The sequence below is a fragment of the Streptomyces sp. NPDC000075 genome (genome assembly GCF_040301925.1).
In the GTDB taxonomy this organism is placed as follows: domain Bacteria; phylum Actinomycetota; class Actinomycetes; order Streptomycetales; family Streptomycetaceae; genus Streptomyces; species Streptomyces polychromogenes.
The window spans coordinates 1-11,680 of sequence record NZ_JBEPFL010000070.1 but is presented as its reverse complement, the minus strand read 5'-3'; the positions used below and the strand labels follow the sequence as shown (position 1 = coordinate 11,680).

Genomic DNA, 11,680 nt, shown 5'->3' with positions numbered 1-11,680 from the left:
ACGGTCTGTCAAGGGTCGCCGCAGGCGATCGCGAAGCGACGCGACGAAGGAGCGCCCTTGACAGGCCGGCCCGACGCGGAAGGACGATGAGACTGGCGGGAAACCCCCAACCCTCCCCGAGACCGCCCAGGGGGATACCGCCCCCCTCGTTCCGCCCGGCTGTCCCGTCACCCCCCACCGTGAGCCGCCCCCACCCCGCCCCCCACCCCGCCCCCCACCCCGCACCAGCCCCCCCAAACCCCGCCCCCGCAGGTACCACCAGCGGCGATGCGTCGTATCGTGGTGCCGGACGGGCGCCCGCACGGTCCGTCAGCCGCTCCAGCGCAGCAGCGGCCCCGCCGAACACACCCGCCGCATCAGGAGCCGCAACCGCCATGGGAAACCCGGCACACCCCGCCTACCCCGTAGGACTGCGCCTGACCGGGCGCCGCGTCGTCGTCATCGGCGGCGGCCAGGTCGCCCAGCGCCGCCTGCCCGCCCTCGTCGCCGCCGGTGCGGACGTCCTGCTGGTGTCCCCCTCGGCCACCCCCTCCGTGGACGCGATGGCCGAGACGGGGGAGATCCGCTGGGAGCGCCGCCGCTACCGGGACGGGGACCTCGACGGTGCCTGGTACGCCCTGATCGCCACCCGGGACCGCGAGGCCAACGACCGCGCCTCCGCCGAGGCCGAGGCCAGGCGGGTCTGGTGCGTGCGGGCCGACGACGCCGAGGCGGCGACCGCCTGGACCCCGGCGACCGGCCGGGTCGAGGGCGTCACCGTGGCCGTGCTCAGCGGCAACGACCCGCGCCGCTCCGCCGCCGTCCGCGACGCGGTCGTCGAGGGGCTGCGCGACGGCTCCCTCACCGCCGCCCGCCCGCACACCCCCGGCGTCGCCCTCGTCGGCGGCGGCCCGGGCGACCCGGACCTGATCACCGTGCGCGGCCGGCGCCTGCTCGCCGAGGCCGACGTCGTGATCGCCGACCGGCTCGGCCCCCGCGACCTCCTCGACGAGCTCCCGCCGCACGTCGAGGTGATCGACGCGGCGAAGATCCCGTACGGCCGGTTCATGGCCCAGGAGGCCATCAACAACGCCCTCATCGAGCACGCCAAGGCCGGCAAGGCCGTGGTCCGGCTCAAGGGCGGGGACCCGTACGTCTTCGGCCGCGGCATGGAGGAGCTCCAGGCCCTCGCCGAGCACGGCATCCCCTGCACCGTCGTGCCGGGCATCTCCAGCTCCATCTCGGTCCCGGGCGCGGCCGGGATCCCCGTCACCCACCGCGGCGTGGCGCACGAGTTCACCGTCGTCAGCGGCCACGTCGGCCCCGACGACCCGCGTTCCCTCGTGGACTGGGCCGCGCTGGCCAGGCTGACCGGCACGCTCGTCATCCTGATGGGCGTCGACAAGATCGGGCTGATCGCAGAGGCCCTGGTCAAGCACGGCCGCTCCGCCGACACCCCGGTCGCGGTCATCCAGGAGGGCACCACCGCCACCCAGCGCCGCGTGGACGCCACCCTGGCGACCGTCGGCGAGACGGTGCGCGCCGAGGAGGTCCGCCCGCCGGCGGTCATCGTCATCGGCGAGGTCGTCGGAGTGAACCCTTCCGGCGAGCTCCCCCCGCTCCCCACGCTCCCCGAGCTTCCCGCCAACGGCGCCTGACGGCCCGTTGGCACCACACCCAGGACAAGGCAGTATCACCCTGTGGCTGATCTCATCACCATCGAAGACCCCGAAGACCCCCGCCTGCGCGACTACACGGGCCTGACCGACGTCGAGCTGCGGCGGCGCAGAGAGCCCGCCGAGGGCCTCTTCATCGCCGAGGGCGAGAAGGTCATCCGGCGGGCCAAGGACGCCGGGTACGAGATGCGCTCGATGCTGCTGTCCGCCAAGTGGGTGGACGTCATGCGCGACGTCATCGACGAGATCCCGGCCCCGGTCTACGCCGTGAGCCCGGACCTCGCCGAGCGCGTCACCGGGTACCACGTGCACCGCGGCGCCCTGGCCTCGATGCAGCGCAAGCCGCTGCCGACGGCCCAGGAACTCCTCGTCTCGGCCCGCCGGGTGGCCGTGATGGAGGCGGTGAACGACCACACCAACATCGGGGCCATCTTCCGCAGCGCCGCCGCGCTCGGCATGGACGCGGTGCTGCTCTCGCCGGACTGCGCCGACCCGCTGTACCGCCGCTCGGTGAAGGTGTCGATGGGCGCGGTGTTCTCCGTCCCCTACGCCCGTCTGGAGGCCTGGCCCAAGAGCCTGGACACCGTCCGCGAGGCGGGTTTCAAGCTGCTCGCGCTCACCCCGCACGAGAAGGCCTCGCCGATCGACGTGGCGGCCCCGCACACCCTGGAACGGGTGGCGCTGATGCTGGGCGCCGAGGGCGACGGTCTGTCGACGCAGGCCCTGGTCGCCGCCGACGAGTGGGTACGGATCCCCATGGCGCACGGCGTGGACTCGCTGAACGTGGGCGCGGCCGCCGCGGTGGCCTTCTACGCGGTCGCCGGCGGCCCCCGCTCCTAGGGTCCGCCCCCGCCCCCCTCACACCGAAGGGGCGCCCCGCCACCCGGCAGGGCGCCCCTTCGGCGTTTTCCCGGTCTCACAGCTTCTGCGCGAGCGCGATCCCCAGCGCCACCAGCAGCGTGACGACCACGAAGACGATCAGCCGCTGCCGCAGCAGCTTCGGGTCCGGCCGCGAGGGCCGCCGTCCCGTACCGGTCGTACGGGGTCCGGTGCGCGGACCGGTACGAGGCCCCGGACGGCCCCCCGTACGCCCAGCGGTCGAGCCGGGGTTGCGGGAGCCCGACGGGCGCGGCCGTGCCCCGCTGTGCGGGCCCTGGGGGCGGGGCGCGGGGGTGGCGCCCGGGGGACGCTCGCCCACGCGCTCGGCGGCGGCCCGGCCGCCGCCCGTACGCCGCTCCGTGTCCTGCCCCGCGTACCCGGAGGCCCGCTCGGGCAGCCGGCCCGAGGGCCGCTCGACGCGGGCCCGCTGCGCCGGCGGGCGGCCGTCGCCCAGCCCCTGGGCCTCGCGGGCGGCGATCTCCTTGAGCCGCATCGACAGCTGGAGCGTGCTCGGACGCTCCTCGGGGTCCTTGGCCAGGCAGGCCCGCACCAGCGGGGCCAGCGCGTCAGGGACGCCGACCAGGTGGGGTTCCTCGTGGACGACCCGGTACAGCATGACCTCGGAACTGCCGTGCCCGAAGGGGGAGTCGCCCATCGCGGCGTAGGCGAGGGTGGCACCGAGGGAGAACACGTCCGTGGCCGGGGTGACGGCGGCGCCGCGCACCTGTTCGGGGGCGAGGAAGCCGGGGGAGCCGACCGCCGTGCCGACGTGGGTCAGGGTGCTGGCCCCCGTGGCCCAGGCGATGCCGAAGTCGATGATCCGCGGTCCCTTGGGGGACAGCAGGATGTTGGAGGGCTTCAGGTCGCGGTGGACGACCCCGGCCTCGTGGACGGCGACCAGTCCTTCCGACAGCGCGGCGCCGACGGCGGCGATCTGGGCGGCCGTCAGGGGGCCTTCCTCGGCCACCTTGTCGTGGAGGGAGGGGCCGGGCACGTACTGGGTCGCGAACCAGGGGCGCTCGGCCTCCAGGTCGGCGGCCACCAGCCGGGCCGTGCACCCGCCGCGGATCCGCCGGGCGGCGGACACCTCGCGGGCGAACCGGGAGCGGAACTCCTGGTCCTCGGCCAGGTCGGGCCGGATCACCTTGAGGGCGACGCGCTGGCCGCGCCGGTCGGAGCCGAGGTAGACGACGCCCATGCCGCCGGCGCCGAGCCGCCGGTGCAGTCGGAAGGAGCCGACGACACGCGGGTCCTCGCGCCGGAGCCGCATCATCGCCATGTCCACCCCGCTGACGGTCGTCCTGCTGATCTGGCACAGCTTACGGACCATCCGGCACCAGCGCTCAGAGGCCGCGCCCTCGTCGGGAGATTCGATTGTCAGTGCGGGGCAGGCCACTTGAGGGTGTGCCAGAGGTCGCGGACCCCGTTCGGGGGGCTCGTCCCGTCACCCCCAAGGGGCCCTCGGGCCAAGGGGATTGACCTCGTCAGACCCCCTCCGCGCGGCCACGCCCGGGGAAGGCCGCCCACACCACCGCACGAGCGCCGTCAACACCCCGTACGAGGACACGCGTGCGCGGGGAGTGACGGAAGTGAGCGAAGTCACTACCCTCCGGTTACCCCCTCCGGGAAGTCCCCCACTGCGAGGGGTGCGTCTCCACCCAGGGGAGTAGTCCGGGGGTGGCCGCCTCATCCTCCTGGAGGCCCGGCAATGGGTACGAGGGCATGAGGCCAGGAGCCTTCCGGCCGCCTAGTGTTGAAGACGAGCGGCGGGTGGCGCACTCGTCCCCCGAGGTCACGAGCCCGCCGCTGCCAGACGACAGGGAGAGGATCATGGCGGACATCGCACGGCAGGGACGCAAGCTCTTCGCGTTCAACGGCCATGAGTCCGGTACGCGCCACCCGCTGGTGGCCGCGGCCATGGTCCTCCCCCTGGCCGCCCTCCTGCTCTTCCTCTTCGGAGGCTTCGAGCAGGTGGCGGCACAGGCGTCGTCCGTGGGCGTGATGCTGGGGCGCTGAGCGGCGCCCCGGGTCCGGGAGAGCGGCCCGGACCGGGACATCGGCCCGTCGGACCCCGTGGGGACGGGGGAACGGCGGACGGCAGTTGAAGGGTGTTGCCCGTACGGCTGGGGAGCCGGACGGGCAACACCCTTTTTCACGCCCCGTACGGGGTACACGCACGAAAGCCCCGGCCGTCGAGACGGCCGGGGCTTCCGGTTGCTGTGCGCGATACTGGGATTGAACCAGTGACCTCTTCCGTGTCAGGGAAGCGCTCTCCCGCTGAGCTAATCGCGCGGGCTACGGTAAGGAACCGCAGGTCAAACAGGGTGTTGCTGGTACTGCGTGCGCGATACTGGGATTGAACCAGTGACCTCTTCCGTGTCAGGGAAGCGCTCTCCCGCTGAGCTAATCGCGCGGGGATCCTTACGGATCAGGTCCTTGCGGACCAGTGGACGATACTGGGATTGAACCAGTGACCTCTTCCGTGTCAGGGAAGCGCTCTCCCGCTGAGCTAATCGTCCTTGGAGGTGGAGACGGGATTTGAACCCGTGTAGACGGCTTTGCAGGCCGTTGCCTCGCCTCTCGGCCACTCCACCTCGGAGTGTGCGGGGTCTCGGGAAGATCCCCCACTCAGAGCGGACGACGAGACTCGAACTCGCGACATCCACCTTGGCAAGGTGGTGCTCTACCAACTGAGCTACGTCCGCAGTGTCACCGTGTTCGCTCCGGGGTTTTTCCCCTTCGCTCCCTGGCGACGTGTTGAACTCTAGCGGATTCCCGGGCCAGCTCAAAAACGCGTTTCCGCAGCGTGCTGCCGACCCGATCACCAGAGGTCACCCGCCGGTCACCTCACCGGCGCCATCGCGCCACCGGTCATAGACTCGCAGCCGTGCACGACCTGCCTCCCCTGGCCCGCTTCGGCGGCCTCCTCGCGACCGACCTCCGCGACGTCACCAGCGACCCCTCCGCCCTCGACTCCACCGGGTTCTGGGTGGTGAGCGCGGACTTCGAGGGCCGGCTGGTCTGCGCGCGTTTCGGGGACATACGCCCCGACCCCGTCCCCGCGCCCGTACCCGGCGCCTGGCGTGGACCCGCCGCCGACCGCTGGTCCTCCTCCCTGGACCGCTCCGCGTACGTCGCGGGCGTCCGCCGGATCCGCGAGTACATCGCGGCGGGGGAGGTCTACCAGGCCAACCTCTGCCGCGTCGTCTCCGCGCCGCTGCCCGACCCGGCCACCGCCGACGTGGACGCGCTGACCGCCCTCCTCGCGCGCGGCAACCCCGCGCCCTACGCAGGAACGATTCGGCTCCGCGCCCACGGCGTGGAGATCGCCACCGCCTCCCCGGAGCTGTACCTGCGCCGGGCCGGGCGCCGCGTCGAGTCCGGACCGATCAAGGGCACCGGCCGCACCGCCGCCGACCTGCTGCCCAAGGACCACGCCGAGAACGTGATGATCGTGGACCTCGTCCGCAACGACCTGGGCCGCGTCTGCGCCACCGGATCGGTCACCGTTCCCGAGCTGTGCGCCCTGGAGGAGCATCCCGGCCTGGTCCACCTCGTCTCCACCGTCAGCGGGGAGCTCGCCGAGGGCGCCGGCTGGCCCGAGCTGCTGGCCGCCACCTTCCCGCCGGGCTCGGTGACCGGCGCGCCCAAGTCCTCCGCCCTGCGGATCATCGAGGAGCTGGAGACCGCCCCGCGCGGCCCCTACTGCGGGGGCATCGGCTGGGTCGACGCCGACCGGGGCACCGCCGCCCTCGCCGTCGGCATCCGCACCTTCTGGATCGACCGCGAGGCCCCCGGCGGCCCCCGCCTGAGCTTCGGCACCGGCGCCGGGATCACCTGGGGCTCCGACCCCGAGCGGGAGTGGGCCGAGACCGAGCTCAAGGCCGCCCGGCTGCTCGCGCTGGCCTCGGGCGGGCCCGTACCGGGCGCGGACACGGCGGCGCACGACCTGAGTGGAGGAACCGTCCGGTGAGGATCTGGCTCGACGGGGCGCTGCGGGACGCCGACGACGCGAAGGTGTCCGTCCTGGACCGGGGCCTGACCGTGGGGGAGGGGGTCTTCGAGACCCTCAAGACCGAGCACGGCACCCCCTTCGCCCTCACCCGGCACCTGGAGCGGCTCACCCGCTCCGCCCGCGGCCTCGGCCTGCCCGACCCGGACCTCGACGAGGTCCGCCGAGGCTGCGCCGCCGTCCTGGAGGCCCATCCGGTGCCGCTCGGCCGGCTGCGGATCACCTACACGGGCGGCCCCGCCCCGCTCGGCCCCGGCCGGGCCGGGACCGGGCCGACCCTGTCCGTCGCCCTCGGCCCGGCCGCCCCCCGGCCCGACACCACGGCCGTGATCACCGTGCCCTGGGTGCGCAACGAGCGCTCCCCGCTGGCCGGCCTGAAGGCCACCTCGTACGCCGAGAACCTGGTCGCCCTCGCACGGGCGCAGCGGGAGGGGGCCTCCGAGGCCCTCTTCGCCAACACCGTCGGGCAGCTCTGCGAGGGCACCGGCTCCAACGTCTTCGTCGTCCTCGACGGCGAGCTCCACACCCCGCCCGTGGCCTCCGGCTGCCTTCCCGGGGTCACCCGCGCGCTGGCCGTCGAGTGGACCGGCGCCCGCGAGAGCGACCTGCCCTTCGACGTGCTGGAGCGGGCCGAGGAGGTCTTCCTGACCTCCACCCTGCGCGACGTCCAGGCCGTCCACCGCGTCGACGGGCGCACCCTGGCCGGCGCCCCCGGCCCGGTCACCGCCGAGGCCGTGCGCGTCTTCCGGGAGCGTTCCGCCGCCGACGTCGACCCCTGACCCGCCCCGCGCACCGTGGTGACGGGCGCGCGGGGCGGGTAGAACTCGACGGATGACCACCACCCTGCGGCCGAGCGGGCCGCTTCAGCAGAGTGAGGGCGGCGCGCGTTCACGCCCGTACGAGATCCGCGTCAACAGCAGGCGCGTCGGGACGCTCCTGATCGCCGCCGACACGCCCTTCGGGCCGACGGTGGGGGAGATCCGGGACCTGGCCGTCGACGAGCCGGACCGCCGCCGGGGCCGCGCCACGGTCGCCGCGCTGGCCGCCGAGGAGGTGCTGCGCGGCTGGGGCTGCCGCCGGGTGCGGATCTCGGTCCCGGCGAGCTCCGCCGGCGGCCTGCGGCTCGCCGCCGCCCTCGGGTACGCGGAGACCGGCCGCCGGATGGCCAAGGAGCTCCCGGAGCACCCCCCGGCCCTCTCCGAGGGGGTGCTGGGCCGCCGGATGACGGCGGCCGAGTACGAGGCGTGGGAGGCCCGGGCCCGCGAGGCGTACGCGGCGAGCTGGACGGCCCGGGGGATGGATCCGGAGGCGGCCCGGGCCAAGTCCCGGACCGAGCACGACGCGCTGCTCGCGCGCGGCCTGGACACCCCCGGGGCCGACTTCGCCGTCCTGGAGGTGGCCGGGACGGTGGTCGGGCACCTGTGGCTCGCGCCGCGCGGGGAGGGCGGCGCGGGGGCGTACGTGTACGACGTCGCGGTGGCCGAGGAGCACCGGGGGCGCGGCCACGGCCGGGACCTGATGCTCCTCGCGGAGCGCACGGCGATCGCGCGGGGCCACCGGACGATCGCGCTGCACGTGTTCGCCGACAACGCCCCGGCCCTGCGGCTGTACGAGTCCCTCGGCTACCGGACCACCGGCGTGGACTACGCGAAGGACCTCATCTGAGCCGGCCGGGTCAGCCGGCGGCCAGCAGGCGGTCGGCGATCTCCTCGATGCGGGCGCGCAGGCCCTCCTGGCTCTTGCCGCCGTCGAGGCGCTGGCCGTCGATGACGTAGGTCGGGGTGCCGGTCACGCCGATGGCCTTGCCCTCGGCCTGGTCGGCGTCGACGATCAGGATGTGCCGGCCGTCGATCAGCGCGGTGTCGAACTCCTCCACGTCCAGGCCCAGTTCGCGTGCCACGTCCAGCAGCACGGCCTCGCCGCGCTCGCCGAGCTCGGCCGTCCTGGCCAGCACCGCCTCCGCGTACGGCCAGCCCTGCCCCTGCTCCAGGGCCTCCTCGGCGGCCTGCGCGGCGGCGAAGGCGTGCTTGTGCTTCTCCAGCGGGAAGTGGCGCAGCCGGATGTCCAGCCGGTCGCCGTAGCGGGCCCGCAGGGCGCGCACGTCGTCCAGAGCGCTGTGGCAGTCCGGGCACTGGAGTTCGCACCAGACGTCGAGGATCACGGAATCGGTCATGCGGACAGTCTCCCAGACCTCCCGGGGGCACCCGGGGAGGAGATCCGACCCCGAGATGTCCCGGAGATCGGGCCGGGAGGGGGCGGGGACATGGCCTCGGCGCCGGTGCCCGGTGCAGGATGGAAGGGACAGAACGCCCACCGCAGACCGCCGGAGGACCGCATGCTCGCCGAGACCATTTGTTCCGCGGTGTCCGCGGCGGGCCTGGGCATAGCCGCCGTGACCGCGTACCGCAGGCGGTTCCTCAGGGCCGCGCGGATCGCCGCGTACGCGCTGGTGCCGGTGGGGCTGGTGCTGACCGGCGTGGTCGCGTGGCTGTCCGGGATCGTCTTCAAGCCGACGGTGTGGATCGGCCTGGGGCTGCTCGGTCTGGCGTGGGTGCTGCTGACGGCCACCCGGGCCGTGGAGCGCCGTGGCGCGGGAGGCGCCGCGAAGGCTCCGGCGGCGGTCGCCCCCGGCGCCTCGGCCCCCGCCCTCGGCGGCGGTGCCACCGGCCCCGCCCCGAAGCCGCAGGCCGCCCCGGCGGAGGACTTCTCCGACATCGAGGCCATCCTCAAGAAGCACGGGATCTAGCCACGGCGCCGGGCCCGTAGCGCAGGGGGCGGGTGTCGCGGGGGAGAACCCGGGGGAAACCACCCGAACTGAGGAGAGTCGGCGAACTACCGCGTGATTCATGGCGTGTTGGGGGCTTTCGGGGGGTGCGCCGCGCGATCATCGCCCCGACATGCTCGACACATCACAGGGTGAGCCGCCGGCTCCCGTCCCCGTCGCCGAGGCCTCCGTCGGCCAGGCCCCCCTGCCCCCCGCCTCCCCGGAGGCGCGCGGCTGCCTCTTCGCCCTCTCCCAGCCGCCGTTGATGATCTTCCTCGCGGTGATCGGGCTACTGCTGCTGCTCGCCGCCGTGCACGATCTCTACCTGCTCTGATCCGGCGCCCTCGGGGTGGCTGTCGGCCCCCTTGCGGCGGGCCCGGTACGCGGCCACGTGCAGCCGGTTCCCGCAGGTGCGGCTGTCGCAGTAGCGGCGCGAGCGGTTGCGGGAGAGGTCCACGAAGGCGCGCCGGCAGTCCGGGGCCTCGCAGCGGCGCAGCCGTTCCTGCTCGCCGGAGACCACGATGAAGGCCAGCGCCATACCGCCGTCGGCTGCGAGGTGGTCACCGACCGAGGCGCCGGGGGCGAAGTAGTGGACGTGCCAGTCGTAGCCGTCGTGGTCGGTCAGCTGCGGGGTGGTGCCGGCGGTGGCCACCAGCTCGTTGATCAGCGCGGACGCCGCGCGGGAGGTGGGCGCCGCGAAGACCTGCGCGAACTTGCCGCGCACGGTCCGGACGCCGGAGAGGTCGCGGGCACCGAGCTCGCCGACGTCGCTGATCGCGTGCTCCTGGACGAAGGCGCGCAGGGCGGCGATGTCGGCCAGCCCGTCGGGCTGGTCCGGCTCGGCCGCGGTGTTGACCAGCGCGACGACGACGTCGAGCGCGCGACGGGTGTCGTGGGGGATCTGCACGGGGGTCGCTCCTGGAGGCCGGCCTGGCGGCGACGGGCCGCTGCCGCCGCTGGTGGCCGACTCTAGCGGTAGGCGTCAACAGGCCGTCCGGGCAGCACGCCGGCGCCGCCCCCGCGGGTGGCTCCCGCGGGGACAGCGCCGGTACTGCCGTATGGGGTTGTCCGTGCGGCACCGTCGCCCCGAGTCGGACGGTGCCGTGCGGTCGGGAGCCTGGCTCAGCTTTCGGCCAGGATGTGGGAGAGCTCCTTGTCGAGGTCGAAGTGCCGGTGCTCGGTCCCGGGCGGGACCGCGGCATCCGTGCGCTTCAGGAACGACTCGAGGGCTCGGGCGGGCGCTTCCAGCAGCGCTTCTCCCTCCGGTGAGCTCAGGGCGATGCAGACGACGCCCTGACCGTGACTGCGGGACGGCCAGACGCGGACGTCGCCGGTACCGGTAGGCCGGTGGAGGCCCTCAGCGAGGAGGTCGCGGGCGAACACCCATTCGACCGTCTCCTCGGCGCCGGTGTGGAAGGTGGCGTGCACGGCGTAGGGATCGGCCGTGTCATACCGCAGGCCCGCCGGAACAGGCAGTGAGGACTCGCTCGACACAACGAGGCGCAGGTGCAGCTCGCAGCTGACCGTGGTGTTCATAAGCGCCAGGGCCTTTCGCTCAGTGTGCGCTCGGGGATTCGCACGTCGGCGAAATCGACATGCCACCTACGGTGCCGTTGTAAACCCCTCTGACCGTTTTGCGGACCTCTGGGTCCCTCGGACGGCGGATCCAAAGCGGCATTCACGTGTGCTTCGAGCTCCGGTAGATTCGCCTCCATGAATACGGGGAGTGATCGCGGAACCAACGAATCCGCTACGGCCGGGACGCCCGTCGAAGAGGCGCCGCACGTCTCGAAGGCGCCCGCCTTCATCAAGGCCAACCGCAGCCTGCACCTGAGCTGGCAGGTCGGCGTCTTCGTCGTCGGCCTGGTCGTCATCGGCGCGGGCGTCGCCATGCTCGTCCTGCCCGGACCGGGCTGGGTCGCGATCTTCGCCGGCCTGGCGATCTGGGCCACCGAGTTCGCGTGGGCCAACCTCGTCCTGCGCTGGACCAAGCGCAAGGTCACCGAGGCCGCGCAGAAGGCGCTCGACCCCAAGGTCCGGCGCCGCAACATCATCCTCACCAGCGTCGGCCTGGTCATCGCCGGCGCGCTGGTCGGCTTCTACCTGTGGAAGTACGGCCTGACACTGCCCTGGCACCTGAAGGACCAGTGATCGTCCGGAGGTGGTCACGGAGCACCGCTGACATGCGGTAATGTTTGCGGTGTGCCCGGGCGATTAGCTCAGCGGGAGAGCACTTCGTTCACACCGAAGGGGTCACTGGTTCGATCCCAGTATCGCCCACCCGGAGCAGCGGCCCCGGAGATTCGCGAGAATCTCCGGGGCCGCGGTCGTAGCCGCGGCCCGGGTGCGCCCCCGCCGCGCAGCCCCGCC

Annotated in this window: 13 protein-coding genes and 6 tRNA genes; 10 read left to right on the top strand and 9 right to left on the bottom strand. The window is 73.6% G+C overall.

Annotation, left to right across the window (positions count from 1 at the left end):
- Nucleotides 1-374 precede the first annotated feature (374 nt).
- Nucleotides 375-1,637 carry a uroporphyrinogen-III C-methyltransferase gene (gene cobA, locus ABT403_RS38715; RefSeq protein WP_344159223.1) on the top strand — a complete coding sequence of 421 codons (1,263 nt, stop codon included), beginning with the start codon at nucleotides 375-377 and terminating at the stop codon, nucleotides 1,635-1,637.
- A gap of 42 nt (nucleotides 1,638-1,679) precedes the next feature.
- Nucleotides 1,680-2,495 carry a TrmH family RNA methyltransferase gene (locus tag ABT403_RS38710; RefSeq protein WP_344159226.1) on the top strand — a complete coding sequence of 272 codons (816 nt, stop codon included), beginning with the start codon at nucleotides 1,680-1,682 and terminating at the stop codon, nucleotides 2,493-2,495.
- A gap of 76 nt (nucleotides 2,496-2,571) precedes the next feature.
- Here ABT403_RS38710 and ABT403_RS38705 read toward each other — a convergent pair whose 3' ends face one another.
- Nucleotides 2,572-3,813 carry a serine/threonine-protein kinase gene (locus ABT403_RS38705; protein WP_344159798.1) on the bottom strand — a complete coding sequence of 414 codons (1,242 nt, stop codon included), beginning with the start codon at nucleotides 3,811-3,813 and terminating at the stop codon, nucleotides 2,572-2,574.
- A 551-nt stretch (nucleotides 3,814-4,364) separates the two neighbouring features.
- Here ABT403_RS38705 and ABT403_RS38700 point away from each other — a divergent pair.
- Complete coding sequence (locus ABT403_RS38700; protein ID WP_344159229.1) at nucleotides 4,365-4,550, top strand: hypothetical protein; 186 nt, start codon at nucleotides 4,365-4,367, stop codon at nucleotides 4,548-4,550.
- 204 nt (nucleotides 4,551-4,754) lie between these two features.
- On the opposite strand, the gene ABT403_RS38695 is transcribed toward ABT403_RS38700, so the two are convergent.
- From ABT403_RS38695 to ABT403_RS38675, 5 genes are all read right to left on the bottom strand, one after another.
- A tRNA-Val gene (locus tag ABT403_RS38695) sits at nucleotides 4,755-4,826 on the bottom strand.
- A 49-nt stretch (nucleotides 4,827-4,875) separates the two neighbouring features.
- Nucleotides 4,876-4,947: transfer RNA gene (locus ABT403_RS38690), tRNA-Val, on the bottom strand.
- Between the two features lie 34 nt (nucleotides 4,948-4,981).
- Nucleotides 4,982-5,053: transfer RNA gene (locus tag ABT403_RS38685), tRNA-Val, on the bottom strand.
- Between the two features lies 1 nt (nucleotide 5,054).
- Nucleotides 5,055-5,128 (bottom strand) — tRNA-Cys (locus ABT403_RS38680).
- A 38-nt stretch (nucleotides 5,129-5,166) separates the two neighbouring features.
- Nucleotides 5,167-5,239: transfer RNA gene (locus ABT403_RS38675), tRNA-Gly, on the bottom strand.
- A gap of 182 nt (nucleotides 5,240-5,421) precedes the next feature.
- On the opposite strand from ABT403_RS38675, the gene ABT403_RS38670 reads away from it, so the two are divergent.
- The 3 genes from ABT403_RS38670 to ABT403_RS38660 are packed head-to-tail and all read left to right on the top strand — an operon-like array spanning nucleotide 5,422 to nucleotide 8,211.
- On the top strand, nucleotides 5,422-6,507 hold the full coding sequence (locus ABT403_RS38670) for a chorismate-binding protein (RefSeq protein WP_344159232.1): 1,086 nt from the start codon (nucleotides 5,422-5,424) through the stop codon (nucleotides 6,505-6,507).
- Nucleotides 6,504-7,325, top strand: coding sequence for an aminotransferase class IV (locus ABT403_RS38665; protein ID WP_344159235.1), 822 nt, complete (start codon nucleotides 6,504-6,506; stop codon nucleotides 7,323-7,325). The genes ABT403_RS38670 and ABT403_RS38665 overlap by 4 nt, the downstream gene beginning before the upstream one ends.
- A 52-nt stretch (nucleotides 7,326-7,377) precedes the next feature.
- Nucleotides 7,378-8,211 (top strand): GNAT family N-acetyltransferase, encoded by an 834-nt coding sequence (locus ABT403_RS38660; protein WP_344159238.1) that lies wholly within the window; start codon nucleotides 7,378-7,380, stop codon nucleotides 8,209-8,211.
- Nucleotides 8,212-8,221: 10 nt separating this feature from the next.
- Here ABT403_RS38660 and ABT403_RS38655 read toward each other — a convergent pair whose 3' ends face one another.
- Nucleotides 8,222-8,719 (bottom strand): DsbA family protein, encoded by a 498-nt coding sequence (locus ABT403_RS38655; protein ID WP_344159241.1) that lies wholly within the window; start codon nucleotides 8,717-8,719, stop codon nucleotides 8,222-8,224.
- 162 nt (nucleotides 8,720-8,881) lie between these two features.
- Between ABT403_RS38655 and ABT403_RS38650 the strand changes: the two genes are divergently transcribed.
- Entirely contained in the window at nucleotides 8,882-9,292 is a 411-nt protein-coding gene (locus ABT403_RS38650) for a hypothetical protein (protein ID WP_344159244.1), read from the top strand.
- A 151-nt stretch (nucleotides 9,293-9,443) separates the two neighbouring features.
- Nucleotides 9,444-9,644, top strand: coding sequence for a hypothetical protein (locus tag ABT403_RS38645; protein WP_344159247.1), 201 nt, complete (start codon nucleotides 9,444-9,446; stop codon nucleotides 9,642-9,644).
- Here the strand turns inward: ABT403_RS38645 and ABT403_RS38640 are convergent.
- Together ABT403_RS38640 and ABT403_RS38635 are read right to left on the bottom strand one after the other, a co-directional pair.
- Nucleotides 9,600-10,217 (bottom strand): CGNR zinc finger domain-containing protein, encoded by a 618-nt coding sequence (locus ABT403_RS38640; protein ID WP_344159251.1) that lies wholly within the window; start codon nucleotides 10,215-10,217, stop codon nucleotides 9,600-9,602. The two genes, ABT403_RS38645 and ABT403_RS38640, sit on opposite strands and share 45 nt — an antisense overlap.
- Before the next feature lie 215 nt (nucleotides 10,218-10,432).
- A complete protein-coding gene (locus ABT403_RS38635) occupies nucleotides 10,433-10,846 on the bottom strand; it encodes an SsgA family sporulation/cell division regulator (RefSeq protein WP_030011909.1) in 414 nt (137 codons plus the stop codon).
- 177 nt (nucleotides 10,847-11,023) lie between these two features.
- Here ABT403_RS38635 and ABT403_RS38630 point away from each other — a divergent pair, with 177 nt between their 5' ends.
- On the top strand, nucleotides 11,024-11,461 hold the full coding sequence (locus ABT403_RS38630; RefSeq protein ID WP_344159254.1) for a TIGR02611 family protein: 438 nt from the start codon (nucleotides 11,024-11,026) through the stop codon (nucleotides 11,459-11,461).
- A gap of 57 nt (nucleotides 11,462-11,518) precedes the next feature.
- Nucleotides 11,519-11,590 (top strand) — tRNA-Val (locus tag ABT403_RS38625).
- Nucleotides 11,591-11,680: the final 90 nt, after the last annotated feature.